The following is a 24,498-nucleotide window of genomic DNA, read 5'->3' as shown; positions in this document are numbered from 1 at the left end:
GACATCCGCGTGACTCGTCGTCAGCCGTCGCCCTGGAGCACGTCGCCGCGGGGGATCGGGATGACGGCATGCGCCTCGTAGCCGGCGGGAACGGCGTGCCCGAGTGTCGGGCCGAACCCGTCGAGGAGCGCGCCGATCCACTCGCCGGCGGTGGGGTCCGGATCCCACGAGGCTCCCGCGGCCGTCAGGTGCTCATCCATAGACGGCACGCTATCCGTGGGCGACCACGGTCATCGAATGATCCTTCACCCGTTGGCCTTCCACGGATCGACCAGTTCAACGCCGGTATGCGCGAAGTCCTTGGCGTTCCGCGTCGCGCAGGCCGCCTCGTGCGCGAGACAGATTGCGGCGATCTGCGCGTCGGCGGTGCTGATCGGCATACCCACCGATTCCCGCTTCACGAGCAGGTCGGCGTAGCGTTCGGCCGCCTGGTCGTCGAAAGGCAGGACGGCTCGACTGGCCCGGTACGGGTCGAGCGCTGCGGCGATGCGCCTCGTCAGCTCTTCCTTTCGCCGACCGTCCGGAAGCCGGTGCACACCCGCGAGCAGTTCCGCGAGCGTCACGGACGTGATCGCGACGTCACCCGTCAGCGAAGCGAGCCAATCGACCACGCGCGGCTCCGGCGAGGGCCGGAAGATCTCGGAGATGACGTCCGTGTCGAGGACGATCACTCGAAGTCCACCACTCGCGCGACGTCATCGCGCTCCGGGATCTTCAGCTCTTCGACGCCACCGACACCCTGCGCGGCCGCCAGCAACGCCATCCCGATGTGCGGCCTCCGCGCAGCCTTGGTGAGAATGTCGCGAACCTCGGCCTCCATGGACCGACCGTGTTCCTTCGCCTGCCTAGCGAGCTGTTGCTTTACGGCGTCGTCGAGACCGCGAACGATGATGGACGACATCCGAGACCACCTCCTCTGCTATCAGACATGATAGCGGCGCGCAAAGGCGCGCCGGCAACTGCACACATCGCGCCTTCGGACACGCGAATCGTGCGGATCCCTGTGCCCCAACGCGAGATCTGTTGCTCAACGCGCGCCGCGCGACGCGATCACACGTCGAAGCGGAACTCCACAGCGTTGACAGCAGAGCACCGTCTCACCCGCCTCCGCTATGGAGTCGCCAGATGACCCCAGAGGCCAGCGCCAGCAGGCCCGCTCTCTCAGCGTCAGGTTCGAGCGCGCACGTGCGCCGCGCATGCTTCGACGATCGCGCGGGCTGCCTCGATCCCCTCGGAGACATCCTGCGGGGTCGCGGTCGGACGATCATCGTCCGGGTACTCGGTGGCGTTGCGCACCTGCCGCATCCACTCGAACTCGCCGAGCGCGTCGTCGTGAACGAACTGCGCCGCGGCGGTCGCCGTGTTCCGGTGAGCACCGCCGACGGGCCGCACCCTCAGGCCTTCGATCGCGAGCACCGCGGTGAGCGCCTTGCGCGCGCCGTCGTACGCCGCGGTGAACGCCATCGCGTGATCGTCGGTCTCAGCAAGGGCGGCCGCCGTATCGATGTGGCGCTCGGACATCGCGATCACACTCACGGCGTGCTCGTGGTTCACGGCGACGCGCTCGAGCCGTCGGCCGGCGATCATCGCGGCGATGGCATCAGCCATGGACATCGCCGGTCAGCACATCGACGATCGGGCGCGAACGGATCGTCTCGACAAACGGCGAAGGACGATCGGCGCGCCATTCGTCGGATCCCATCCGCGTGACGTTCACCGGCACATCAAGACGTGCGCTCGCTTCCGCGGCGAGGTCTGCGAGGGTGCGGCGAGGCGCCGAGCCCACCACGAGCACGTCGACGTCGTTCGGGAAAGCGCCACTCTCCCCCGCTCGGCGCGCCGCCCACGAGCCGTAGATCAGCAGCTCGTCGACACCATCGACACCGTCGAAGAGCTCGCGCAGCACGGGAACCGGGCCGTACGTCGCCGCGATCAGCTCGCGCATCGGGGCGAACAGCGGGTGCTCGTCGTTCGCGCGCACCATCCGGTTGCGACCCTCCTGGCGGTCGCGGAGCACATCGTTGTCGACGAGGCGACCGACCTCGCGGTGCACGACGGTCCCGCTCACGCCCGTGCGGCGCCCGAGCTCAGACAGCGAGAACTCCCGGTCGGGATGCCCAAGCGTCTCCGCCAGGATCGCCCCGACGGCGTCGGAGCGCACGAACGGCGTCAGCTGCGGAACCGGATTCTTCACAAAACAGGAAGATATCTTCCGGTTATGGGAACAGTCAAGGGGTGGAATTCAGGCGTTGAAGAACTCCACCGCATGCCGAAGCCGTTGCCTCCGCTCAGGAAGGTCGCGGACGGAGAAGGCACTTCTCACTCGAGATCGCACTCACCACCGCGCTTGTCGTCTCGGATGACGACTGCGCCGTCGTGTCGATGACGTGGCGCTCATAGTCCCCGAGGTCCTCGAACTGTCTCCACATCGAGTCGATGGCCTCGGCGTCGACCAACGCTCCCGGCGCTGTCCGCCCCTGTGCCCGCCGAAGCGTCTCATCACGACCCGGCCGAAGCACGACATAGTGAACCGCCGGGGCCGTCTGCTGGTTCGCAGTCGGCACGAAGTAGTCGATCATCCACGGCCCGACGATGCCGTCGACGACCGTGACGAATCCGCCTTCGGCGTATGCCAATGCCGCGTCGCGGATCACTCGCATCACCGTGTGGTTCTGCGCGTCGGACTCCGGCAGGTAGGGAGGGATCGCACCGGCTGCGATGTATCTCCAGAAGTCATCGGTGTGCAGATGCACGGCACGTTCGTACCGCCGGGCAAGCTCGCGCGCCGTGGTCGACTTGCCCGCGCCCGGAGGGCCAGTCAGAACGATGACATCGGCAACCACGGGCCCACTTTACGGGGCCGGGCGCGTCCTGCGCGCTGCCGTTGAGGCGCCATCGAGGACGTCGATGTCCAGATCCGACGTCGTGCTAGCCGTTCGTCACGCGACTCGCAGCGGAGTGATCTCGTTGATCGCGCCGTGGTTGCGCCGCTCGATCCGCAGGTCGTAGTGCGACTGCAGGTTCATCCAGAACTCCGGGGACGTGCCGAAGTACTTCGCGAGCCGGAGAGCCGTGTCTGCCGTGATCCGACGCTTGCCGTGGACGATCTCGTTGATGCGCCGTGGAGGCACGCCGATCGACACGGCGAGCTTGTTCTGCGTGATCCCGAAGCCCTTGATGAAGTCCTCCATGAGCACCTCACCCGGGTGGATCGGATCGATCAGGTCGCCGTCAGTGGTAGTCCGTGAGCTCGACATCGTCCGCACCTCCATCTCTCCATACGAAGCAGATCCTCCACTGGTCATTCACGCGGATGCTGTACTGACCACGACGGTCACCGCCGAGGCGTTCCAGCCGGTTGCCCGGCGGGATCCGCAGGTCCTCGGCGTCTCTGGCCGCGTGGATGAGCTCAAGCTTGCGCAAGGCCGTCCGCTCGAGGTTCCGATCAACGCTCTTCACATACTGCTCGTGCCAGATCCACTCGGTCACCTTGTCCCCGAACGACCTGATCACATGACCAGGGTATAACGCGACGCGTCATTAACGCGCGGCGTTAAACCGGAACTCCCGGACAACGGCGTGGATCACGCGCTCTGAGTCATCCGCTCCGACTTCTCCCATGCCGTGGCCGCAGCAAAGCGGCGCACCTGCACACATCTCGCCTTCGCGCACACGAATCGTGCGGATCCCTGTGCCCCAACCCGAGATCTGTTGCTCAACGCGCGCCGCGCGACGCGCTCACACGTTGAAGCGGAACTCCACCACGTCGCCGTCCTGCATGACGTAGTCCTTGCCCTCCATGCGGACGCGGCCGGCGGCCTTGGCCTCGGCCATCGAGCCGTACTGGTCGAGGTCGTCGAACGAGACGATCTCGGCCTTGATGAAGCCGCGCTCGAAGTCGGTGTGGATGACGCCCGCGGCCTGCGGGGCCGTCCAGCCGCGGCGGATCGTCCAGGCACGGGCCTCCTTCGGCCCGGCTGTGAGGTAGGTCTGCAGGCCGAGGGTCTCGAAGCCGACGCGGGCGAGCTGGTCGAGGCCCGACTCCTCCTGGCCGAGCGACTGCAGCAGCTCGAGGGCCTCCTCGGCGTCGAGGTCGATGAGCTCCGACTCCACCTTGGCGTCGAGGAACACGGCCTTCGCCGGCGCGACGAGCGCGGCCAGCTCCGCCATCCGATCCGCGTCGGTGAGCACGCCCTCGTCCACGTTGAAGACGAACAGCGTCGGCTTGGCCGTGAGCAGGCCCAGCTCCTTGATGGGCGTGACGTCGAAGCCTGCCTGGAACAGCGTCTTGCCCGAGTCGAGCACGTCCTTGGCGGCCTTCGCGGCGTCGAACACCGAGGCGTCGGTCTTCTTGCCCTTGACCTCCTTCTCGAGGCGCGGCAGCGCCTTCTCGAGGGTCTGCAGGTCGGCGAGGATCAGCTCGGTGTTGATCGTCTCCATGTCACTGGCGGGGTCGACCTTGCCGTCGACGTGCACGACGTCCGAGTCGCTGAAGCCTCGGACCACCTGGGCGATCGCGTCGGCCTCGCGGATGTTGGCGAGGAACTGGTTGCCGAGCCCCTCGCCCTCGCTCGCACCGCGGACGATGCCGGCGATGTCGACGAACGACACCGGAGCGGGCAGGATCTTCTGCGATCCGAAGATCTCGGCGAGGCGATCCAGGCGCCGATCGGGAAGCTCGACCACCCCGATGTTCGGCTCGATCGTCGCGAACGGGTAGTTCGCCGCGAGCACGGTGTTCTTGGTCAGGGCGTTGAAGAGCGTCGACTTGCCCACGTTGGGGAGTCCGACGATACCGATGGTGAGGGCCACGGGAGTCCAGTCTAGGTGCGGCCGCCTGCGGGCACGCCGAGCGCCCGCCCGGCCCGCAAGCCCCTCGCGCATCCGACGCACGGGTGGAACCATCGAGGGCATGAGCACCGCCGAGCCGTCGCCGTACCCGCCCGCCGACGGATCGGCGGATCCGACCCCCGCGGCACGCGTGCGAGACGACCGCCGGTTCTTCGGGCACCCGCTGGGGCTGTTCACCCTCTTCACCACCGAGCTGTGGGAGCGGTTCAGCTATTACGGCATGCGCGCCATCCTGCTGCTGTACCTCACGGCCGAGATGGCCGAGGGCGGCCTGGGCCTCGACACCGCCACCGGGCAGGCGCTCGTGGCGATCTACGGCACGGGCGTGTACCTGCTCACGATCGCGGGCGGCTGGCTGGCGGATCGGATCATCGGAGCCCGGCGATCCGTGCTGTACGGCGGCGTCGTGATCGCGAGCGGGCACGTCGTGCTCGCCATCCCCGGGGCCGGGTTCTCGTTCGCGGGCGTCGCGCTCGTGGCGATCGGCACGGGCCTGCTGAAGGCGAACGTGTCGTCGATGGTCGGGGAGCTCTACGAGCGCGAGGACGAGCGCCGCGACTCGGCGTTCTCGATCTTCTACATGGGCATCAACATCGGCTCGTTCTTCTCACCGTTCATCGTGGGGTTCGTGCGCGGCCTGTGGGGCTTCCACGCCGGCTTCCTCGTCGCGGCGGTGGGCATGGCGATCGCCGTGGCGTTCTACATCGGGGGCCGTCGCGCGCTCGGCGGCGCGGGCGACACCCCGCCGAACCCGATCGCCCGCGACGAGTGGCCGAAGGTGATCCGCCTGTTCGCCGTGGTCATCGCCGGCCTCGCGGTGCTCGGCGTGATCGCCTCGCTCGTGAGCGGCGGCTTCGGCATGACGACCCTCGTCGACACCCTCTCGTACGCGGCGTTCGTCGCGCCCGTCGCGGCGTTCGCCGTGATGTACCGCTCCCCCAAGGTCACCGCGCCGGAGCGGCGGCGGCTGCTCGCCTACATCCCGCTGTTCGTGGCGGCCATGCTGTTCTGGATGATCTTCGAGCAGGCCGCGACCACCCTCACGACATACGCGGCCGAGCGCACGGAGCTGAACGTGTTCGGCATCCCGCTGCAGCCGGAGTTCTTCCAGTCGATGAACCCGCTGTCGATCATCATCCTCTCGCCCGTGTTCGCGTGGCTGTGGCTGCGGACGCACGACCGCCCCGCACTGCCGTACAAGTTCGCGATCGGCCTGCTGCTGGCCGGGGTGTCGTTCCTCGTGCTGTCGGCGGGCGCCGCGCTGGCCGGCGGGGACCGCACGCCCGCGCTACTGCTCATCGGCGTGTACGTGATCCAGACCCTCGGCGAGCTGTTCCTCTCCCCCGTGGGCCTCGCCGCGACGACGCTGCTGGCGCCGCGCGCCTTCCGGGGACAGGCGATGGGCCTGTGGTTCCTCGCTCCCGCGGCGGGCACGGCCATCACCGCGCAGGTGGTGCAGGTGACCCAGGACGTGCCCGACACGGCCTACTTCGGGTGGACCGGCGTCGTCGCGGTCGTGTTCGCGGCGGCGCTGTTCCTGCTCGCGCCGTGGGTGAAGCGCCAGGTGCGCGCCGCCGACGCCGCGGAGGGCGTGCGCACGTCGGGCGACTGAGCGGCGCGGATCAGGACTCGCGGATACGTGTCGACACCGCGACCGCGGATCGACCGGGATCCGGATCAGGCGACGGGTGCGGGGATCGGCTGGATCGCGCGGACGGTGACGCCGATGCGCGCGGCGAGGTCGTCGAGGTCGGCGGCGGCGTGGCGGCGGGCGGCGTCGAGGACGATGTGCGCGCACGCGAGCGCGTCGGCGGCCGCGTCGTGGTGGGCGAAGCCCGTGAAGCCGGCGGCCTCGGCCGCGAGCGGCAGCTTGTATGACGGCAGGTCGTACACCTTGCGCGCCACCTGCAGCGAGCACAGGTAGCGGTACTCGGGGCACGCGTCGCCCGAGACGGAGGCGGCCTTGCGCAGCACGCCGGTGTCGAAGCCGGCGTTGTGGGCCACGAGCACGTCGTCGCCGATGAAGTCGCACAGCTGCGGGAACTGCTCGCGCCAGCCGAGCGCGCCCGCCACGTGATCGGCCGTGATGCCGTGGATGCGCGTGTTCCACACGTTGAACTCGTCGTGGCCCGAGACGGGCCGGATCAGCCACGAGGCGGTCTCGACGACCGCGCCGTCGCGCACGCGGGCGAGGCCCACCTGGCAGGCCGACGCGGGCGAGGAGTTGGCCGTCTCGAAGTCGATCGCACAGAAGTCCACGCCCACGGCTCCAGTGTGCGCGCGGGCGCGCCGCTGCCCCGGCGGCGCGCCGGGGGCGGGGTCGGTCTGCGGCGTGTCGCGCGCGGCGTGCCCGGCGCGCCGCGGATCGGGCGGCGATGTCGGAGGCCCCGCCCATGATGGGACGCATGGATGCGACGACGGTTGTTCTCGTGGCACTGGCCCTGCTCGCCGGGGCCGCGGTCGGGTGGCTCGCGCGCGCCGCGCGGGCGGGCCAGGCTGAGGGCCGCGGGGCGGCCGCGCTCGCGGCGAGGGACGCCGAGCTGGCGGCGCTGCGCACCGCGCTCGAGCGCGCGGAGGACCTGCGGCGCGACGCCGTGGAGCACGCCCGCGCCGAGCGCGCGCAGGACGCGGAGCGCTCGCGGCAGGAGGCCGCCGTGCTGCGAGCCCTCTCACCCGTGCAGGAGAGCCTGCGGCGCATGCAGGAGCGCGTCGACGCCATGGAGAGCGCCCGGCAGGAGCAGTTCGGGCAGGTCGCCGAGCAGCTGCGCGCCGCGCAGGCGGCCGATGAGCAGCTGCGCGTCACGACCGAGTCGCTCGCCGGCGCGCTGCGCTCCACGACCTCGCGCGGGGTGTGGGGCGAGACGCAGCTGCGCCGCATCGTCGAGTCGGCGGGGCTGCTGCACCGCGTCGACTTCGACGTGCAGGCCTCGATCTCCTCCGACGCCGGCGCGGGTCGCCCCGACATGGTGGTGCACCTGCCCGGCGGCACCTCGATCGCCGTGGACGCGAAGGCGCCCCTCGACGCGTTCCTCGACGCCGCGGCGATCCCCGACTCGGCGGGCGCCGACGAGCTCGCGCGCCGCCAGGCGCTGCTGCAGAAGCACGTGCGGGCCGTGCGCGCCCACGTCGACGCGCTCGCGAAGAAGTCCTACTGGTCAGGCCTCGACGCCGGGCCCGAGTTCGTCGTCTGCTTCATCCCGTCCGAGGCCGTGCTCTCGGCCGCCCTCTCGGAGGACCCCACCCTGCTGGAGCACGCGTTCGCCAAGCGCGTGGCGCTCGCCTCGCCCGTGAACCTCTGGGCCGTGCTCAAGACCGTGGCGTACTCGTGGACGCAGCAGGAGGTCTCGCAGGAGGCGCGCACGCTCTTCGACCTCGGCAACCAGCTCTACGAACGACTCGGCTCGCTCGCCACGCACGCCAACGGCATGCGCCGGGCCATCGAGCGCACCGTCGAGGCGTACAACCAGCTCGTCGGCTCGCTCGAGAGCCGCGTGCTCGTCACGGCGCGGCGCTTCCCGGGGATCGACGCCTCCAAACTGGGGCAGACCGAAGCCCCTGCCCCGCTCGAGGCCACGCCGCGTCCCCTCACGGCGCCCGAGCTGCTCGGCACCGACGCGGGCTCCGACGAGCAGGGCGACGCCGCGCGCGAGGCGGCGACGATCGCGGCCGACCTGGGCGACGTGCGCGGCCGGCTCTGACCCGCGCGCCGAACCCGCGCGCCGGGCATCGGGCGTCTGCGCGGGAGCCGCGCGATCAGGGGATGAAGCTGAGCAGCGTCACCACGGCGACGGAGAACACGACGAACGCGCCGATGTTCCACCAGGGGCTGAGCTCCTCGCCGGGCTCGCGCCGCACGCGCAGCAGCACGTCCGGTCGGCGTGCGGGGTCGACCGCGCCCTTCACGACCGCCTGCGCGCCCGTGACGGGTCCTGATGCCTTCTGCGTGCTCATATGCGTTGCTCCCGGCGCCCGCATCGCGGAAGCGATGCCCCTTCCCGAGCGCCTGTCTCGATTGTGCCACGCGCTCCCGTGAGAGAGCCGTCACGGCCGGATCACGATCCGGCGGCGCGCCGGACCGGCGGTGCCCGGGCGGACGGATGGCGCCCGCCCGATCCGGGCCCCCTCAGCGGATCCGGATCAGAGCCACTTCGAGACGAGGTGCTCCGACGACACCCGGCGCAGCGTGCCCGAGTGGCTGCGCAACACGACGCTCTCGGTGTACACGTAATCGCCGCTGCGACGCACGCCCGCGACGAGCTGCCCGTCGGTCACGCCCGTCGCGACGAAGAGGGTGTTGTTGCCGCTGACGAGCTCGTCCGCCTCGTAGACGTGGTCCATCTTCAGGCCCGCGTCGATGCCCTTCTGCCGCTCGTCGTCGTCGCGCGGCCACAGCCGGCCCTGGATGTGCCCGCCGAGCGCCTTGATGGCGCACGCCGTCACGATGCCCTCCGGGCTGCCGCCGATGCCCACGCACATGTCGGTGCGCGCGTTGTGGCGCGCCGCGTTGATGCCGCCGGCCACATCGCCGTCGGTCATGAGGCGCGTGCCGGCGCCGGCCGCGCGGATCTCCTCGATGAGCGCGTCGTGCCGCGGCCGGTTCAGCACCGAGACCACCATCTCGTCCACCGGCTTGCCGAGCGCCTCCGCCAGGCGGCGGATGTTCTCGCCGATCGGCAGGCGGATGTCCACCACACCCACGCCGGCCGGACCCGTCACGAGCTTGTCCATGTAGAACACGCTCGATGCGTCGAGCATGGTGCCGCGGTCCGAGAGCGCGATCACCGAGAGCGCGTTCTGCCGACCCGCGGCGGTCAGCGAGGTGCCGTCGATCGGGTCGACCGCGATGTCGTACGCCCGGCCCTTCCCGGTGCCCACGTGCTCGCCGTTGTAGAGCATCGGCGCGTTGTCCTTCTCGCCCTCGCCGATCACGACGACGCCGTCGAAGTCCACCGTCGAGAGGAAGGCGCGCATGCCGTCGACCGCCGCACCGTCGGCCGCCTCCTTGTCGCCGCGGCCGATGAACGGCACCGAGCGGATCGCCGCCGCCTCGGTGGCGCGCACCAGCTCGAGGGCGATGTTGCGATCGGGACGGAGGGGGATCATGTCGTCGGCGGTCTGCATGCTGCTAGCCTAGGCGTGCCGCCCCGCCGCGCCCGGCATCCGACGGCCGCGGAGCGCGAAGGATCCGCGATTCTTTCGCTCCTGTCATCTCGGGCCGGTGATCCGCCCCCGCTCGCCCGGGTATCCGGGCGGCCGCCGCTGAGTAGAGTGAGACGCGACAGACGTCGACCGGAGGAGCCAGACATGCCCGTCGCCACACCCGACCAGTACGCAGAGATGCTCGACCGCGCGAAGGCGGGCGGCTTCGCCTATCCCGCCATCAACGTGTCGAGCTCGCAGACCATCAACGCCGTGCTGCAGGGCCTGACCGAGGCCGGTTCCGACGGCATCCTGCAGGTCACCACGGGCGGGGCCGACTACTTCGCCGGCCACACCGTAAAGGGCCGCGCCACGGGCGCGATCGCGATGGCGCAGTACGTGCGCACCGTCGCGAAGAACTACCCCATCACGGTCGCCGTGCACACCGACCACTGCCCCAAGGACGCCCTCGACGGCTTCCTGCTGCCCGTGCTCGAGGCGAGCGAGGAGCAGGTCAGGGCCGGCGGCGAGCCGCTGTTCAACTCGCACATGTGGGACGGATCGGCCGTGCCGCTCGACGAGAACATCGAGATCGCGAAGACCCTCCTGCCCCGCACCCACGCGATCGGCTCGATCCTCGAGATCGAGGTCGGCGTCGTCGGCGGCGAGGAGGACGGGGTCGTGCACGAGGGCTCGAACGAGGCGCTCTACACGACCGTGGGCGACGTGACGAAGGCCGTCGAGGCGCTCGGCCTCGGCGAGCGGGGCCGCTACATCTCGGCCCTCACCTTCGGCAACGTGCACGGCGTGTACAAGCCCGGCGGCGTCAAGCTGCGCCCCGAGCTGCTCGGCGAGATCCAGGAGGGCATCGCAGCGAAGTTCGGCACCGGCCCCAAGCCGCTGGACCTCGTCTTCCACGGCGGCAGCGGATCGAGCGCCGAGGAGATCGCCACGGCGGTCGCCAACGGCGTGATCAAGATGAACATCGACACCGACACGCAGTACGCGTTCACCCGCGCGGTCGCCGGCTACATGCTCTCGAACTACGAGGGCGTGCTGAAGGTCGACGGCGAGGTCGGCAACAAGAAGCAGTACGACCCGCGCGCGTGGGGCAAGGTCGCCGAGACGGCGATGGCCGCCCGCGTCGTCGAGGCCGCGCAGCAGCTCGGATCGGCCGGCCACAGCAAGGGCTGAGCCGCATCGACGAAGCGCCCGGTCCCACACGGCACCGGGCGCTTCGTTCTGTGCGGGCCGCCGTTACGGGGCGCCGGCGCTCAGGAGCGCGTCGAGCACGGCGGGATCGTTCAGCAGGGGCACCGTGAGCAGCCCGCCCGAGATGCCGAGGAACACGATCGCCCCGACGATCGGGATCCAGAACGCGAGCCGTCCCGCGCGCAGGCGGAGGTACGAGAGCACGGCGGTGAGGAGCCACCCGAGGCCCATCACGAGGGCGGCGGCCAGGCCCCAGCCCCGCGCACCGGCGGGGTCGGACAGCGTCGCGTCGACGCCCATGAGCGACAGCAGCGTCTCGGCGTACGTCGCGTAGTCGGTCATCTGCGGGATCGAGACGACCGTGTTGACGAGGCCGTACACGAGCAGCCCCACCGTGATGATGCGATCGGCCATGCGCCCGTTGCGGGGGCGCGCACCGGCGACCGGGACGCGAGCCGCCTGCGGCTCGGGTGCGGGCGGCGGCACGGGAAGCGGGTTCGCCTGCATGCGCCGGCGCTGCTCCTCGGGGGTGGCGAGCTCACCGAACTGCGGGCGCGGCGGCGTCGGCTGCTCGTCGCCGTGCGGGCGAGGGGGCAGCGCGTCGCTCACGCCGAGGCCCCGACCCGTCCGCCGCGAGGCTGTCCGTCGCCGCGGAGCTCCTTGGGCAGCGAGAAGATGAGGTCCTCCTCGGCCGTCTTCACCTCTTCGACGTCGGCGAAGCCGGCGTGCGCGAGATCCCGCAGCAGTTCCTGCACGAGCACCTCGGGCACCGAGGCGCCGCTGGTCACGCCCACGGTCTCGACGCCCTCGAGCCACTCCTGCTTGACCTCGTCGGCGTAGTCGACGCGGTAGGCGGCCTTCGCGCCGTACTCGAGCGCCACCTCGACCAGGCGCACGCTGTTCGAGGAGTTCGCCGATCCGACGACGATCACGAGATCGGCGTCCTTCGCGACCTTCTTGATCGCCACCTGGCGGTTCTGCGTGGCGTAGCAGATGTCGTCCGACGGCGGATCCTGCAGCTGAGGGAACCGCGCGCGCAGGCGGCGCACGGTCTCCATGGTCTCGTCGACCGACAGCGTCGTCTGCGAGAGCCACACGAGCTTCGACGGGTCGGCGACCTCGACGGTGTCGGCCTCGTCCGGGTTGTTCACGACGGTGACGTGCTCGGGGACCTCCCCCGCCGTGCCCTCGACCTCCTCGTGGCCCTCGTGGCCGACGAGCAGGATCTGGTAGTCGTCGCGCGCGAAGCGCTTGGCCTCGCGGTGCACCTTCGTCACGAGCGGGCACGAGGCATCGATCGCCTGCAGCCCGCGGTCGGCGGCCGCGTTCACCACGGCGGGCGAGACGCCGTGCGCGCTGAAGACGACGTGCGCGCCCTCGGGCACCTCGTCGACCTCCTCGACGAAGATCGCGCCCTTGTCCTCGAGCTCGCGCACCACGTGGATGTTGTGGACGATCTGCTTGCGCACGTACACGGGGGCGCCGTAGCGCTCCAGCGCCTTCTCCACGGTGATCACCGCGCGGTCGACGCCGGCACAGTAGCCGCGGGGCGCGGCCAGGAGCACGCGCTTGTGTCCCTGCACCCCGTTATCCTGGAGGCGCTCACGACGTGCCGGAATGCGCGGCATGGGAAGCGAGATGGCGGTGGTGCTCACCCGCCCAGTCTACGGTCGCCACATGAGCATCGGCCGAGTCCACGACGTCAGGAAGGCAGCCGCGTGACCACCTTCCAGGCCGACCCGGTGCCGGGTCAGGCGCCCCCGCCCGACAGCGTCTCGCCACGCGATTCCTCCCCCGAGGCGCCCACCTCGGTCGCCCGGCTGAACCAGACGATCCGCGGCTTCATCGAGCGCTGGGGCTCCGTGTGGGTCGAGGGCGAGATCACGTCGTGGAACGTGCGGGCGGGCAACGTCTTCGCGCGCCTGAAGGACGTGCAGTCGGACGCGCAGATCTCGATCCGCATCTGGTCGAGCGTGCGCGGGCGGATCCCCGCGGACCTGAAGATCGGCGACCACGTGGTCGCCTGTGTGAAGGCCGACTACTTCGTGCGCGCCGGCGACTTCTCGTTCCAGGTGACGGCCATGAGGCACGTGGGGCTCGGCGAGCAGCTCGAGCGGCTGGAGCGGCTGCGCGCGCAGCTGCGCGCCGAGGGACTGTTCGACCAGGACCGCAAGAAGCCGCTGCCGTTCCTGCCGCACTGCATCGGCCTCATCACGGGCGAGCGCAGCGACGCCGAGAAGGACGTGCACCGCAACGCCGAGCTGCGCTGGCCGGAGGTGCGCTTCCGCACCGAGTACGCCGCGGTGCAGGGCGACCGCTGCGTGCCGGAGACGCTGGCCGCGCTGAAGCGGCTCGACGACGACCCGGACGTCGACGTCATCGTGATCGCCCGCGGCGGCGGCGATCCGCAGACCCTGCTCGGCTTCAGCGACGAGCGCCTGCTGCGCGCGGTCGCGGCGGCGCGCACGCCCGTCGTCAGCGCGATCGGTCACGAGAACGACCGCCCGCTGCTCGACGACGTGGCCGACCTGCGCGCCTCCACGCCCACCGACGCCGCCAAGCGCGTGGTGCCAGACGTGGGCGAGCAGCGCGCGCTCGTCGGCCAGCTGCGCTCCCGCGCCCGGATGCGGCTGACGCAGCGCGTGCAGCACGACATCGCCCAACTCGAGCAGCTGCGCTCGCGCCCCGCCCTGCGCGATCCCGAGCGGATGGTGCGCGACCGCTCGCACGAGGTCTTCCTGCTCGCCGCGCGCGGCCGCGATCTCGTCGCCCGCGGCATCCGCACCGCCGAGGCCCGCACGGCCGAGCTTCGCGCCTCGCTGCGGGCGCTCTCCCCCGCCGCCACCCTCGCCCGCGGCTACGCCATCGCGCACGCGGACGGCGGCGTGATCGTGCGGGACGCGGCGCAGGCGCCCGCCGGCACGCGGCTCGTCGTCACGCTCGAGAGCGGCTCGATCGCCGCGGTGAGCGAGGGCCCGGTCGACGAGTGCCCGGCGGCCACGGGCCCCGCCGAATAGGATGGATGCGATGACCGATCAGCCCGCCCCCGCCGACGTGGCGGAGCTCTCGTTCGAACAGGCGCGCGACGAGCTGGTGCGCGTGGTGGCCGAGCTCGAGCAGGGCTCCCCGACGCTCGAGCACTCGCTGGCGCTCTGGGAGCGCGGCGAGGCGCTCGCGGCGCGCTGCGAGGAGTGGCTCCGCGGCGCGAAGAGCCGCCTCGACGCCGCGCGTCCGAGCGCGGACGAGGGCGACTGATGGCCACGCTCCCGGAGCAGTCCGCCGAGGACATCGCGGCGCAGAAGGCCGCCCGCTCCGCCGCGTACCGCCAGAGCCAGACGTTCACGAACCTCGTCATCGCGCTCGTCGTGAGCATCGCCGTCGTCGCCGTGATCTTCCTCGCGGTGCCGCGCGGCACGCCGCCCGAGCGGCCGGCCATCGACGTGGCCGCGGTCGCCCAGCGGGTCTCGGAGTCGTATCAGCGCGAGGTCGTCGCGCCCGCGGTGCCGGAGTCCTGGGGCGTCAACGCGGCCGACGTGACGCCCGACGCCCCCGCCGTCTGGGAGGTCGTCTACGTCACCCCGGACGACGAGAACTTCCTCAACCTCGCGCAGGGCTTCGACGCCGACGAGACGTGGGCCGCGCAGCAGCTGGGCGGCACGGCCCCGTCGGGGACCGTCGCGATCGACGGCGTCGAGTGGCAGGAGTACGAGATCTCGCGCCCCGACCGCAACCGGAACATCTCCTACGCGCTCGGCACACAGGCCGGAGCCGACCACGTGCTGCTGTACGGGTCGGCGCCGGCCGAGTACGCCGCCGAGCTCGCGGAGCTGGTCGGCGATCAGGTGCGCGCGCTGCAGGAAGGAGCACGATGACCGATCCGATCACGCCGGCACGGGCGTGGGACGACATGATGGCGGGCAACGCCCGCTTCGTCGCCGGCACGCCCGCCCACCCCCACCAGGACGTCGCGCGACGCGCCGAGGTCTCGGCCGCGCAGACCCCTCGGGCGGCCCTGTTCGGCTGCTCCGACTCGCGGCTGGCCGCGGAGATCATCTTCGACATGGGCCTCGGCGACCTCTTCGTCGTGCGCAACGCCGGCCAGGTCACGGGCGAGTCGATCATGGGATCGCTCGAGTACGCCGTCGAGGTGCTGAAGGTGCCGCTCATCGTCGTGCTCGGGCACGACGCGTGCGGCGCCGTGCGCGCCGCGATCGACAGCTTCGACGTGGCCCAGCCGCCGCTGCCGCCGCACATCTGGCGCACCATCTCGCCGATCGTGCCCGCCGTGCGCGCCGAGCTGCACGCCGGCGCCGCCGAGGGCGTCACGTACGAGACCGTCGACGCCGAGCGGGTAGGCCGCCGCCATCTGCGCCAGACCGTGACGGCCATCCTGCAGTCGTCCGAGCTCATCAGCGACGCCGTCGCCGAGGGCCGCCTCGGCGTCGTCGGCGCCAACTACCGCCTGGCGGAGGGCACGGTCGTGCCCGACGTCGTCCTGGGTGCCGCGTCCGCGGCCTGATCCTGACGGAGGAAGAAGTGACCGAGACCGAGTACCGGATCGAACACGACACCATGGGCGAGGTGCGCGTTCCGAAGAACGCGCTGTACCGCGCCCAGACCCAGCGCGCGGTCGAGAACTTCCCGATCTCGGGCACGGGCCTCGAGTCCCGCCAGATCGCCGCGCTCGCCCGGATCAAGAAGGCGGCGGCGCTCGCGAACAAGGAGCTCGGCACGCTCGACGGCGAGATCGCCGACGCGATCGCGTGGGCGGCCGACCAGGTCGTCACCGGCGCGCACGACGCGGAGTTCCCCGTCGACACGTACCAGACCGGGTCGGGCACCTCGTCGAACATGAACATGAACGAGGTGCTCTCGACGCTGGCGACCCAGCACCTGGGGCGCGACGTGCACCCCAACGACCACGTCAACGCCTCGCAGTCCTCCAACGACGTCTTCCCCACCTCGGTGCACGTCGCCGTGACCGAGGCGCTCACCTCCGACCTCGTCCCGGCGCTTGAGCATCTCGCGGCGGCCCTCGAGCGCAAGGCCGAGGAGTGGAAGTCGGTCGTCAAGTCGGGCCGCACCCACCTCATGGACGCCACGCCCGTCACGCTCGGCCAGGAGTTCGGCGGCTACGCCCGCCAGATGCGCCTCGGCATCGAGCGCATCCAGGCCGCCCTGCCGCGCGTCGCCGAGGTGCCGCTCGGCGGCACGGCCGTCGGCACGGGCATCAACACGCCGCTGGGCTTCCCGCAGAAGGTCATCGAGCTGCTCGTGGCCGAGACGGGCCTGCCCATCACCGAGGCGCAGGACCACTTCGAGGCCCAGGCGAACCGCGACGGTCTCGTCGAGGCGTCCGGCGCCCTGCGCACGATCGCCGTCTCGCTCACGAAGATCAACAACGACCTGCGCTGGATGGGCTCGGGCCCGAACACGGGCCTCGGCGAGCTGCACCTGCCCGACCTGCAGCCGGGCTCGTCGATCATGCCCGGCAAGGTCAACCCCGTCGTGCCGGAGGCGACGCTCATGGTGTGCGCGCGCGTCATCGGCAACGACGCCACCGTCGCGTGGGCCGGCGCCTCGGGCTCGTTCGAGCTCAACGTCGCGATCCCCGTCATGGGCACCGCGCTGCTGGAGTCGATCCGCCTCCTCTCCAACGCCATGCGCGTGCTGGCCGACAAGACGATCGTGGGCCTGAAGGCCAACCTCGAGCGCGTCACGGCGCTGGCGGGCATGAGCCCGTCGATCGTCACGCCGCTGAACAAGGTGATCGGCTACGAGGCCGCCGCGAAGATCGCCAAGCACGCCGTCGCGAAGGGCATCACGGTGCGTGAGGCCGTGATCGACCTCGGCTACGTGGAGCGCGGCGAGATCAGCGAGGCCGAGCTGGACGAGCGCCTCGACCTGCTCTCGATGACCCACCCGGGCTGATCCGGATCCACGAAGGGGCGGCGGGCTTCGGCTCGCCGCCCCCTCGTCGTTGCGGAGCGGCGGGCGCACGGTCGCGCCGCTCGCCCGCAATAGGGTGAAGGGATGCGCTATCCCGAGGTCCGTCGCGACGACGCCATCGACGAGTTCCCCCTTCCCGACGGATCCGTGGAGCGGATCGCGGCGCCGTACCGCTGGCTCGAGGACGCCGACAGCGACGAGACGCGCGCCTTCATCGAGGCGCAGAACGCCTTCGCCGAGCCGATCCTCGCCGCCCTGCCCGCGCGCGAGGCCTTCCGCGAGCGACTGAGCGCGCTGCTGTCGCAGCCGACGCGCGGCGTGCCGCGGCAGCGCGGTGGCCGGCTGTTCGCGTGGCACGGCGACGGCCGCAACCAGGACGTGCTCGTCGTGGCCGACGACGCGGACGGGCTCGAGGGCGCGCGCGTGCTGCTCGACCCGAACGAGCTCTCGCGCGACGGCACCGTGGCCGTGACGGCCAGCTCTCCCAGCCCCGACGGATCGCTCCTCGCGTACGGCCTCGCCGACGGCGGCAGCGACTGGCGCACCATCCGCGTGCGCGACGTCGCCACGGGCGAGGACCTCGACGACGAGATCCCCTGGACGAAGTGGAACCTGCCGCTGTGGCAGCCGGACGGCCGCTCGTTCACGTACTGGGCGTACGACGCCCCGAGCGACGACCCGCTCGTCGACGAGATGGGCGCCGGCCGGCTCATGCTCCACCGGATCGGCACGCCCGTGTCCGAGGACGAGCTGCTGTTCACGCGCCCCGAGGAGCCGCGCACGTTCGGGCGCCAGTGGCCGCGCGACGACGAGTGGTTCGTGTTCTCGACCGACACCGGATCGTCCAGCGGCAACGACCTCGCGGTGCGCCGCCACGACGAGCCGATGTCGGCCCTGCGCCCGCTGGCCACCGGACACGAGCGCGAGTGGAACGCGGTGGGCGTGCGCGACGACGTGCTCTACGTCGTCACCGACGCCGACGCCCCGCGCTACCGGCTCGTCGCGTTCGACCTCGCCGCGGCCGATCCCGCCGCGACCCTGCGCGAGGTCGTGCCGCAGCACGCCGAGGACGTGCTGCTCGACGCCGCGCTGACGGCCGGCGGGCTCGTGCTCACCTACTCGCACGACGCTCAGCACCGCATGCAGCTGGCGACCTTCGACGGCGCCCTCGGCGAGGACCTGCCGATCGGTGCCGGCGTCTCGGTCGAGGGCTCCGACGCCGTCTCGTCCACCGACACGGTGTTCGTGAAGACGCAGGGATTCGTGGATCCGGGCACGCGCCACGAGATCGTCGTGGACGGGGCGCGCGTCGTCTCGCACCGCATGCTGCCCGATCCGGCCGCCGGCGCCGTCCGCGCGACGACGACGCGGATCGCGGCGACGAGCAAGGACGGCACGGTCGTGCCCGCGTTCCTCGTCGCGCCCGAGGGCACTCCCGACGGCCCGCGCCCGACCCTCATGTGGGGCTACGGCGGGTTCAACATCCCCATGAACCCCGCCTACCGCGCGATCTTCGCCGCCTGGGTGCAGGCGGGCGGCACGCTCGTCGTGCCGAACCTGCGCGGCGGCGGCGAGTTCGGATCGGACTGGCACAAGGCCGGCACGAAGGAGCGCAAGCAGAACGTCTTCGACGACCTGTTCGCCGTCGCGGAGCGGATCATCGCCGACGGCCTCACGACGCCGCGGCAGCTCGCCCTGCACGGCCGCTCGAACGGCGGGCTGCTCGCCGCCGCGGCGCTCACTCAGCGGCCCGATCTGTGGGCCGCCGTGCTGCCGGGAGTCGGCGTGCTCGACATGCTGCGCTTCCACCGCTTCACGATCGGCTGGGCGTGGACGAGCGACTACGGCGACCCGGACGACCCCGAGGCGTTCGCCTACCTGCGCGCGTACTCGCCGCTGCACAACGTCGTCGAGGGGCGGTCCTATCCCCCGACCCTCATCACGACCGGCGACCACGACGACCGCGTGGTGCCCGGCCACTCGTTCCAGTTCGCCGCGGCGCTGCAGCACGCGCAGGGCGGGGATGCGCCGATCCTGCTCTCCGTCGACACGCGAGCCGGCCACGGCATGGGCAAGCCGCGCGACGCCCAGGTGCTCGAGTTCGCCGACCAGCTCGCCTTCGCGGCGCGGTTCACCGGGCTCTGAGGGCGACGCTCACCCCAGGGCGTCGGCGAGCTGCGTCAGGGCCGGGAGCCCGACGAGGTCGTCGACCAGCGGCACGCGGGTGAGCGGCGCCCCGAGGTCGAGCTGCGACAGAAGCTCCTCCTCGCGGGTGCGTCGGGCCGGCATCGCGTCGGTCGGCGACAGGCGATTCGCCACCGCGCCGATGAGCCCGACGCCCAGCCGCGCCAGCTCCGCCGCGACCTCCCGGCTCTCGGCGATCGGCATCGGCTCGGGCACGAAGACGAGCACGAAGCCGGAGCGCCCCGCGTCGGCGAGCACCTCGCGCATGAGGGCGAAGCGCTCCCTGCGCCGCAGCAGCACGCGCCGCAGCTCCGCGTCGCGGTCCGCGGTGTCCTTCGTGCCGCCCAGCGCGCCGTAGGCCACGGCGTAGCGCTCGGAGCGGTCGCGGTTCGCGAGCAGCCTCTCCGTCCAGTCCGTCATCCGCTCGGGCATGGCGAGCAGGTGCAGCGTGTGGCCCGACGGCGCGGTGTCGAACAGCACGAGGTCGTAGGCGTCGAGCCCCGTCTCGAGCGTCTCGGCCACGCGGTCGAGCACGGCCGACTCGTGCGTGCCGGGTGCGTGCCGCGCCGACTCGAGATGCTCGCGCGCGGGCCGGTGCAGGCGCTCGGGCAGCAGCCGCAGCATCGTGTCGGACACCGCGGCGAGGTGACGGTCCACCGTGCGCGCGGGATCGATCTCCACGCCGTCGACCCGGCCCGACCCCTCCGACCACAGGCCGATGACGTCGTCGCCGACCGCCCTCTCCCACAGGTGGCCGAGGTTGTGCGCGGGGTCGGTCGAGACGACGAGCACGCGCGATCCCGCCCGGGCGCGGGCGAGGGCGATCGCCGAGGTGAGCGACGTCTTGCCGACGCCGCCCTTGCCGCCCACGAAGACGGCGCGGCGCGCGGCGATGTCGTTCAGCAGCATGAGATGTGGTCCAGGGGGCTGCGGGGGATCCCCGCGCGGCGGTGCCACGCGTGGAAGTCCTCGTAGACGGCGGGCAGCAGCTCGGCCGAGTAGTAGGCGGCGGGATCGGGCACGCCGAGCGACTCGGCGAGCACGACGAGCATGAAATGGTCGTCCTCGTCGCGCTGGGCGCGGGCGAAGGTGCGGCGGTACGGGCCCTGATAGAACTCGTTCAGCCCCCTCGCGAATGCGGCCCAGCGCGACGAAGACACGACGTCACCGGGCCGTGGGAATGGTCCCGGTCAGGTGATCCGCGAGGTCGGCGTCCTCCGTCTCGGGTTCCTCGCTCGCCGCGCGGCGCATGGCCGCGATGCCTTCGACCGCGACCCAGACGGCGGCGACGATGATGATGAGGTCGACGATCAGCAGCAGCCAGTTGGTGTCGACGCCGCCGTTCCAGAACGTGCCCACCTGCACGATCGCCGCCCAGAACGCCGCGACGAAGACGAACGCGAGCGGGATGAGCGTGACGAGCACGTTTCGGCGCTTGCGGATGAGCATGATCGACACGATGATCAGCGTCAGCGAGGCCAGCAGCTGGTTGGTCGTGCCGAACAGCGGCCAGATCGTGAGGCCGCCGGACCCGTCGACGCCCTGGCTGAACACCAACCCCATGCTCACGACGAGCACGAGCACGGTGCCGACGAGCGTGTTGAGCTTGATGCCGACGATCTCGCCGGCCTCCTGGAACACGAAGCGCAGCAGGCGCACGCCGGTGTCCATGGTGGTCGCGGCGAACAGCACGCCCATCGTCGCCAGCACGGTCGCCGCCAGCGAGGCGGGAAGGCCCAGCCCGAGCTCGACGATGTTCCCGCCGCCCTCGACGAACGCGGCCATGCCGCCCTGGTTGAAGGCCGAGTAGATCTCCTCCCAGCGGGCGGCACTCTGGATGCCGGCGGTGGCGGCGATGATCGCGCCGAGCGCGAGCATGCCCTCTCCCACAGCACCGAAGTAGCCCACGAAGCGGGCGTCGGGCTCCTTGTCGAGCTGCTTCGACGTCGTGCCGCTGGCGACCGCGCCGTGGAAGCCGCTGATGGCGCCGCACGCGATCGTGACGAACAGCAGCGGCCAGATGTCGGGCGTGCCCTCCGGGACGGCCGTGTTGATGGCGGGCGCGACGAAGTCGTTGCCGAAGAACAGGCCGGCCGAGAGCGCGCCGACGAACAGGATCGCCAGGCCGATGAACAGCTGCACGCCGTTGATGTAGTCGCGCGGCTGCAGCAGCAGCCACACCGGCAGCAGCGACGCGATGCCCGCGTACAGGAACAGCGCGACGATCCAGAACGTGCCGGGGCTCATCCCGAGGATCGGATCGGGCAGCACCACCGGGAAGCGGTCGCCCACGACGATCAGCGCGTACAGCGCGACGACGCCGACGATCGTGACGACGCCGAGGTTCCAGCGCAGCCTGTACACGGCGATGCCGACGAGCAGCGCGACGACGATCGCGCCCCACGCCGGGATGACGGTGGTCGGGCTGCCGATGAGCAGGTTCGTGATCACGACGGCGAACGCCGCGATGACCATGAGCAGCAGCAGCGCGATGACGAGCAGGAACACATACGAGCCGCGGCGGCCGATGTAGCGGGCGGCGAGCGCGCCGATGGAGCGGCCCTTGTTGCGCTCGGAGGCCCACAGCGCGCCGAGGTCGTGCATGCCGGCGAAGAACACCGTGCCGATCGTGACCCAGAGGAAGGCGGGCAGCCAGCCCCAGATCACCGCGACGGCGGGCCCGACGATGGGCGCGGCGCCGGCGACCGAGGTGAAGTGGTGGCCCCACAGCACGAACTTGTTCGTGGGCACGTGGTCCACGCCGTCGTTCTTCTCGTGCGCGGGGGTGCGGAACGCCGGGTCGAGGCGCAGCACCCGGTTGCCGAGGTACTTCGAGTAGATGAGGTAGCCGGCCGCGAAGATCGCGAGGCCGACGAGCAGCAGGATCACGGAACCCATGCGATGCCCTTTCTGTCGTCATTGACAGCGCAGCGGATGGCTGCACGACGCCCGCGCCTGACGGCTCTCGGGCAATTCACAACTTTAGCGGGCGCGCGGGCCCCGCCGCGCATACGGCGAGGCTCCGGCTCCGGCGCGTCGCGCGGGAACCGGAGCCTCGTCCGGATACGGATCAGGCGAGCTCGCCGACCTCCAGGAGGTCGGTCACGAGCGCCGCGATGGCCGAGCGCTCCGAGCGCGTCAGCGTGATGTGGGCGAACAGGCCGTGTCCCTTGAGCGTCTCGATCACGCTGGCGATGCCGTCGTGGCGGCCGACGCGCAGGTTGTCGCGCTGCTGCACGTCGTGCGTCAGCACCACCTTCGAGTTCTGGCCGATGCGGCTGAGCACCGTGAGCAGCACGTTGCGCTCGAGGGACTGCGCCTCGTCGACGATCACGAACGCGTCGTGCAGCGAGCGGCCGCGGATGTGGGTGAGCGGCATCACCTCGAGCAGGCCGCGCTCCACCACCTCGTCCAGCACGTTCTGCGACACCACCGAGCCGAGCGTGTCGAACACCGCCTGACCCCACGGGTTCATCTTCTCGGCCTGGTCGCCGGGCAGGTAGCCGAGCTCCTGCCCGCCGACGGCGAACAGCGGCCGGAACACGATGATCTTCTTCTGCTGCTGCTGCTCGAGCACCGCCTCTAGGCCCGCGCACAGCGCGAGCGCCGACTTGCCCGTGCCCGCCTTGCCGCCCAGCGAGACGATCCCCACATCCGGGTCGGTGAGCAGGTCGATCGCGATCCGCTGCTCGGCCGAGCGGCCGTGCAGGCCGAACACGTCGCTGTCGCCGCGCACGAGGCGGTACGAGCCGTCGCCCGTGACCCGCCCGAGGGCCGAGCCGCGCTCCGACTGGATGACGAGGCCCGTGTTGACGGGGATGCCCACGACGTCGTCGTGCGTGCCGACCTCCGTCTCGTACAGGTCGGCCATCTCGTCGCCCGAGAGCGCGAGGGTGGCCAGGCCCGTCCAACCCGAGTCCACGGCCTGCTCGGCCAGGTACTCCTCGGCGGCCAGGCCGAGGGAGGCGGCCTTCACGCGCATCGGCAGGTCCTTGGAGACGACGGTCACGGACTGCCCGTCCTGCAGCAGGTGCATCGCCACGGCCAGGATGCGGCTGTCGTTGTCGCTGAGCCGGATGCCGCTGGGCAGCACCGACTGGTCGGTGTTGTTGAGCTCGACTCGGAGCGTTCCGCCCTCGCCCACGGGCACGGGGAAGTCGAGGCGCCCGTGCTCGATGCGCAGGTCGTCGAGGTGACGCAGCGCCTGCCGGGCGAAGTAGCCGAGCTCGGGGTCGTGGCGCTTGGCCTCGAGCTCGCCCACCACCACGACCGGGATGACGACGGAGTGCTCTGCGAATCGGAAGAGTGCGCGCGGATCGCTCAGGAGGACCGACGTGTCGAGCACGTAGGTTCGCAGATCCTGATCCCGATCCTGCGCGTGCACCGTCTCGCGAGCGGAACGCTGCCGACGCTGCACCGTGTTGCCAGTGGTCACAACCCACTCCCCGCCCCGGGCTCTGCCCGGCTCACTGCGAGTCGACCGTTGGCCACGAGTCGAGGTCCGTATGGCCGACTCGATCGGACACCTTGCCCGATGCCACGAACGTACGACCGCGCGCCGGTCCCGTGGCACGACGCGCCGGGCGTGGCGGATTACGTGTTCGTGAATTCCGGGGAACGCGGGCGCCCCGCTGCTACGACGAGACGCGCGGCGCGGCGGCGAGCGCGTCCGCGAGCATGCCGAGCGTCTCGTCGTCGGTGCCCACGTGCGGGGCGACCCGGATGAGGTTGCTGCGGGAGGTCACCGTGACGCCGCTGTTGGCGAGCGCGGCCGCCATGGGCGCCACGTCCTCCTGGCGCGGCGCGAGGGCGACGAACCCGGCGCGCCGCTCCGGCTCGCGCGGCGTGACGACGCGGATGTCGTGGGTGTCGGCGAGCGCGATCACGCGCGCTGTGAGCGCGGCGAGCTCGTCCTGGATCGCGGCGACGCCCACCGCCGCGACCTCGCTCGCGGCGACGGCGAGGCGGCTCGCGGCCAGCCAGTCGGGCTCGGAGAGCCGGTACGCCTGCGCCGTGGGGTGCGGGGCGGGAACGTCGTCGAAGGTGATGCCCGTCGCGGTGGCGACGTGGCCGGACAGCACGGGCCGGATCGCCTCGCGCCCGCGGCCCGAACCACGCGAAACCCGTGCCGCGTCCGGCGCGCAGCCACTTGTAGCCGTGCCC

Annotated in this window: 28 protein-coding genes; 9 read left to right on the top strand and 19 right to left on the bottom strand. The window is 71.4% G+C overall.

Annotated elements, in window-relative coordinates:
* Positions 1–20 precede the first annotated feature (20 nt).
* From ACODR5_RS02085 to ychF, 9 genes are all read right to left on the bottom strand, one after another.
* Positions 21–200, bottom strand: coding sequence for a hypothetical protein (locus tag ACODR5_RS02085; protein WP_449853420.1), 180 nt, complete (start codon positions 198–200; stop codon positions 21–23).
* A gap of 45 nt (positions 201–245) precedes the next feature.
* On the bottom strand, positions 246–671 hold the full coding sequence (locus tag ACODR5_RS02080) for a type II toxin-antitoxin system VapC family toxin (protein ID WP_449853421.1): 426 nt from the start codon (positions 669–671) through the stop codon (positions 246–248).
* A complete protein-coding gene (locus ACODR5_RS02075; protein WP_449853422.1) occupies positions 668–901 on the bottom strand; it encodes a FitA-like ribbon-helix-helix domain-containing protein in 234 nt (77 codons plus the stop codon). The genes ACODR5_RS02080 and ACODR5_RS02075 overlap by 4 nt, the downstream gene beginning before the upstream one ends.
* A 266-nt stretch (positions 902–1,167) precedes the next feature.
* On the bottom strand, positions 1,168–1,608 hold the full coding sequence (locus ACODR5_RS02070) for a HEPN domain-containing protein (RefSeq protein WP_449853423.1): 441 nt from the start codon (positions 1,606–1,608) through the stop codon (positions 1,168–1,170).
* Positions 1,601–2,194: a hypothetical protein gene (locus tag ACODR5_RS02065; protein WP_449853424.1), complete on the bottom strand. Its 594-nt coding sequence runs from the start codon at positions 2,192–2,194 to the stop codon at positions 1,601–1,603. Before ACODR5_RS02065 ends, ACODR5_RS02070 begins: the two co-directional genes overlap by 8 nt.
* Positions 2,195–2,288: 94 nt before the next feature.
* On the bottom strand, positions 2,289–2,843 hold the full coding sequence (locus ACODR5_RS02060; RefSeq protein WP_449853425.1) for an AAA family ATPase: 555 nt from the start codon (positions 2,841–2,843) through the stop codon (positions 2,289–2,291).
* Between the two features lie 96 nt (positions 2,844–2,939).
* On the bottom strand, positions 2,940–3,257 hold the full coding sequence (locus ACODR5_RS02055) for a HigA family addiction module antitoxin (RefSeq protein WP_449853426.1): 318 nt from the start codon (positions 3,255–3,257) through the stop codon (positions 2,940–2,942).
* The gene (locus ACODR5_RS02050) at positions 3,232–3,513 is read right to left on the bottom strand and encodes a type II toxin-antitoxin system RelE/ParE family toxin (RefSeq protein ID WP_449853427.1); all 282 of its coding nucleotides are present in this window, start codon (positions 3,511–3,513) and stop codon (positions 3,232–3,234) included. The genes ACODR5_RS02055 and ACODR5_RS02050 overlap by 26 nt, the downstream gene beginning before the upstream one ends.
* A 225-nt stretch (positions 3,514–3,738) precedes the next feature.
* Positions 3,739–4,812 carry a redox-regulated ATPase YchF gene (gene ychF / locus ACODR5_RS02045; RefSeq protein ID WP_449853428.1) on the bottom strand — a complete coding sequence of 358 codons (1,074 nt, stop codon included), beginning with the start codon at positions 4,810–4,812 and terminating at the stop codon, positions 3,739–3,741.
* 100 nt (positions 4,813–4,912) lie between these two features.
* On the opposite strand from ychF, the gene ACODR5_RS02040 reads away from it, so the two are divergent.
* The gene (locus ACODR5_RS02040) at positions 4,913–6,463 is read left to right on the top strand and encodes a peptide MFS transporter (RefSeq protein ID WP_488982564.1); all 1,551 of its coding nucleotides are present in this window, start codon (positions 4,913–4,915) and stop codon (positions 6,461–6,463) included.
* Positions 6,464–6,528: 65 nt separating this feature from the next.
* Here ACODR5_RS02040 and ACODR5_RS02035 read toward each other — a convergent pair whose 3' ends face one another.
* Positions 6,529–7,116, bottom strand: coding sequence for a 3'-5' exonuclease (locus ACODR5_RS02035; protein ID WP_488982563.1), 588 nt, complete (start codon positions 7,114–7,116; stop codon positions 6,529–6,531).
* A gap of 140 nt (positions 7,117–7,256) precedes the next feature.
* Between ACODR5_RS02035 and ACODR5_RS02030 the strand changes: the two genes are divergently transcribed.
* Entirely contained in the window at positions 7,257–8,549 is a 1,293-nt protein-coding gene (locus ACODR5_RS02030) for a DNA recombination protein RmuC (protein ID WP_488982562.1), read from the top strand.
* 55 nt (positions 8,550–8,604) lie between these two features.
* Here ACODR5_RS02030 and ACODR5_RS02025 read toward each other — a convergent pair whose 3' ends face one another.
* Both ACODR5_RS02025 and glpX read right to left on the bottom strand, forming a co-directional pair.
* The gene (locus ACODR5_RS02025; protein ID WP_449853432.1) at positions 8,605–8,802 is read right to left on the bottom strand and encodes a UDP-N-acetylmuramyl pentapeptide phosphotransferase; all 198 of its coding nucleotides are present in this window, start codon (positions 8,800–8,802) and stop codon (positions 8,605–8,607) included.
* Positions 8,803–8,988: 186 nt separating this feature from the next.
* Positions 8,989–9,972, bottom strand: a complete 984-nt coding sequence (gene glpX, locus ACODR5_RS02020) for a class II fructose-bisphosphatase (protein ID WP_460817282.1) — start codon at positions 9,970–9,972, stop codon at positions 8,989–8,991.
* 183 nt (positions 9,973–10,155) lie between these two features.
* Between glpX and fbaA the strand changes: the two genes are divergently transcribed.
* The gene (gene fbaA / locus ACODR5_RS02015; RefSeq protein ID WP_488982561.1) at positions 10,156–11,184 is read left to right on the top strand and encodes a class II fructose-bisphosphate aldolase; all 1,029 of its coding nucleotides are present in this window, start codon (positions 10,156–10,158) and stop codon (positions 11,182–11,184) included.
* A gap of 63 nt (positions 11,185–11,247) precedes the next feature.
* Here the strand turns inward: fbaA and ACODR5_RS02010 are convergent, their stop codons facing one another.
* Together ACODR5_RS02010 and ACODR5_RS02005 are read right to left on the bottom strand one after the other, a co-directional pair.
* Positions 11,248–11,811: a DUF6264 family protein gene (locus ACODR5_RS02010; protein ID WP_488982560.1), complete on the bottom strand. Its 564-nt coding sequence runs from the start codon at positions 11,809–11,811 to the stop codon at positions 11,248–11,250.
* On the bottom strand, positions 11,808–12,830 hold the full coding sequence (locus ACODR5_RS02005) for a 4-hydroxy-3-methylbut-2-enyl diphosphate reductase (RefSeq protein WP_488982579.1): 1,023 nt from the start codon (positions 12,828–12,830) through the stop codon (positions 11,808–11,810). The genes ACODR5_RS02010 and ACODR5_RS02005 overlap by 4 nt, the downstream gene beginning before the upstream one ends.
* Positions 12,831–12,920: 90 nt before the next feature.
* On the opposite strand from ACODR5_RS02005, the gene xseA reads away from it, so the two are divergent.
* From xseA to ACODR5_RS01975, 6 genes are all read left to right on the top strand, one after another.
* The gene (xseA, locus tag ACODR5_RS02000) at positions 12,921–14,219 is read left to right on the top strand and encodes an exodeoxyribonuclease VII large subunit (RefSeq protein WP_488982559.1); all 1,299 of its coding nucleotides are present in this window, start codon (positions 12,921–12,923) and stop codon (positions 14,217–14,219) included.
* A 1-nt stretch (position 14,220) separates the two neighbouring features.
* Positions 14,221–14,457, top strand: coding sequence for an exodeoxyribonuclease VII small subunit (locus tag ACODR5_RS01995; RefSeq protein WP_449853437.1), 237 nt, complete (start codon positions 14,221–14,223; stop codon positions 14,455–14,457).
* A complete protein-coding gene (locus tag ACODR5_RS01990) occupies positions 14,457–15,074 on the top strand; it encodes a DUF4245 family protein (protein WP_488982558.1) in 618 nt (205 codons plus the stop codon). The genes ACODR5_RS01995 and ACODR5_RS01990 overlap by 1 nt, the downstream gene beginning before the upstream one ends.
* Positions 15,071–15,721 (top strand): carbonic anhydrase, encoded by a 651-nt coding sequence (locus ACODR5_RS01985; protein ID WP_488982557.1) that lies wholly within the window; start codon positions 15,071–15,073, stop codon positions 15,719–15,721. The genes ACODR5_RS01990 and ACODR5_RS01985 overlap by 4 nt, the downstream gene beginning before the upstream one ends.
* Positions 15,722–15,738: 17 nt before the next feature.
* Positions 15,739–17,133: a class II fumarate hydratase gene (locus ACODR5_RS01980; protein ID WP_449853440.1), complete on the top strand. Its 1,395-nt coding sequence runs from the start codon at positions 15,739–15,741 to the stop codon at positions 17,131–17,133.
* Positions 17,134–17,235: 102 nt separating this feature from the next.
* Complete coding sequence (locus ACODR5_RS01975; RefSeq protein ID WP_488982556.1) at positions 17,236–19,296, top strand: prolyl oligopeptidase family serine peptidase; 2,061 nt, start codon at positions 17,236–17,238, stop codon at positions 19,294–19,296.
* Positions 19,297–19,305: 9 nt separating this feature from the next.
* Here ACODR5_RS01975 and ACODR5_RS01970 read toward each other — a convergent pair whose 3' ends face one another.
* The 5 genes from ACODR5_RS01970 to ACODR5_RS01950 form a co-directional block, all read right to left on the bottom strand.
* On the bottom strand, positions 19,306–20,244 hold the full coding sequence (locus ACODR5_RS01970) for an ArsA family ATPase (RefSeq protein ID WP_488982555.1): 939 nt from the start codon (positions 20,242–20,244) through the stop codon (positions 19,306–19,308).
* Positions 20,235–20,495 (bottom strand): cory-CC-star protein, encoded by a 261-nt coding sequence (locus tag ACODR5_RS01965; protein WP_449853443.1) that lies wholly within the window; start codon positions 20,493–20,495, stop codon positions 20,235–20,237. The genes ACODR5_RS01970 and ACODR5_RS01965 overlap by 10 nt, the downstream gene beginning before the upstream one ends.
* A 4-nt stretch (positions 20,496–20,499) precedes the next feature.
* On the bottom strand, positions 20,500–22,233 hold the full coding sequence (locus ACODR5_RS01960) for a carbon starvation CstA family protein (RefSeq protein ID WP_449853444.1): 1,734 nt from the start codon (positions 22,231–22,233) through the stop codon (positions 20,500–20,502).
* 172 nt (positions 22,234–22,405) lie between these two features.
* Entirely contained in the window at positions 22,406–23,719 is a 1,314-nt protein-coding gene (gene phoH2, locus ACODR5_RS01955) for an RNA 5'-3' helicase PhoH2 (RefSeq protein ID WP_488982578.1), read from the bottom strand.
* Positions 23,720–23,969: 250 nt separating this feature from the next.
* A complete protein-coding gene (locus ACODR5_RS01950; protein WP_488982554.1) occupies positions 23,970–24,416 on the bottom strand; it encodes a kynureninase/PvdN C-terminal domain-containing protein in 447 nt (148 codons plus the stop codon).
* Positions 24,417–24,498: the final 82 nt, after the last annotated feature.

The organism is Microbacterium sp. FG3 (assembly GCF_057809335.1).
This window is presented reverse-complemented; position numbering and strand designations above follow the sequence as displayed.

Coding starts and splice junctions, on each gene's coding strand:
- ACODR5_RS02075 (WP_449853422.1), bottom strand. CDS start 901: ATGTCGTCCATCATCGTTCGCGGTCTCGACGACGCCGTAAAGCAACAG.
- ACODR5_RS02055 (WP_449853426.1), bottom strand. CDS start 3,257: ATGTCGAGCTCACGGACTACCACTGACGGCGACCTGATCGATCCGATC.
- ACODR5_RS01970 (WP_488982555.1), bottom strand. CDS start 20,244: ATGCTGCTGAACGACATCGCCGCGCGCCGCGCCGTCTTCGTGGGCGGC.
- ACODR5_RS02025 (WP_449853432.1), bottom strand. CDS start 8,802: ATGAGCACGCAGAAGGCATCAGGACCCGTCACGGGCGCGCAGGCGGTC.
- ACODR5_RS02070 (WP_449853423.1), bottom strand. CDS start 1,608: ATGGCTGATGCCATCGCCGCGATGATCGCCGGCCGACGGCTCGAGCGC.
- ACODR5_RS01995 (WP_449853437.1), top strand. CDS start 14,221: ATGGATGCGATGACCGATCAGCCCGCCCCCGCCGACGTGGCGGAGCTC.
- ACODR5_RS02085 (WP_449853420.1), bottom strand. CDS start 200: ATGGATGAGCACCTGACGGCCGCGGGAGCCTCGTGGGATCCGGACCCC.
- glpX (WP_460817282.1), bottom strand. CDS start 9,972: ATGCAGACCGCCGACGACATGATCCCCCTCCGTCCCGATCGCAACATC.
- ACODR5_RS01985 (WP_488982557.1), top strand. CDS start 15,071: ATGACCGATCCGATCACGCCGGCACGGGCGTGGGACGACATGATGGCG.
- fbaA (WP_488982561.1), top strand. CDS start 10,156: ATGCCCGTCGCCACACCCGACCAGTACGCAGAGATGCTCGACCGCGCG.
- ACODR5_RS01960 (WP_449853444.1), bottom strand. CDS start 22,233: ATGGGTTCCGTGATCCTGCTGCTCGTCGGCCTCGCGATCTTCGCGGCC.
- ACODR5_RS02030 (WP_488982562.1), top strand. CDS start 7,257: ATGGATGCGACGACGGTTGTTCTCGTGGCACTGGCCCTGCTCGCCGGG.
- ACODR5_RS01990 (WP_488982558.1), top strand. CDS start 14,457: ATGGCCACGCTCCCGGAGCAGTCCGCCGAGGACATCGCGGCGCAGAAG.
- ACODR5_RS02005 (WP_488982579.1), bottom strand. CDS start 12,830: ATGCCGCGCATTCCGGCACGTCGTGAGCGCCTCCAGGATAACGGGGTG.
- ACODR5_RS02040 (WP_488982564.1), top strand. CDS start 4,913: ATGAGCACCGCCGAGCCGTCGCCGTACCCGCCCGCCGACGGATCGGCG.
- ACODR5_RS01975 (WP_488982556.1), top strand. CDS start 17,236: ATGCGCTATCCCGAGGTCCGTCGCGACGACGCCATCGACGAGTTCCCC.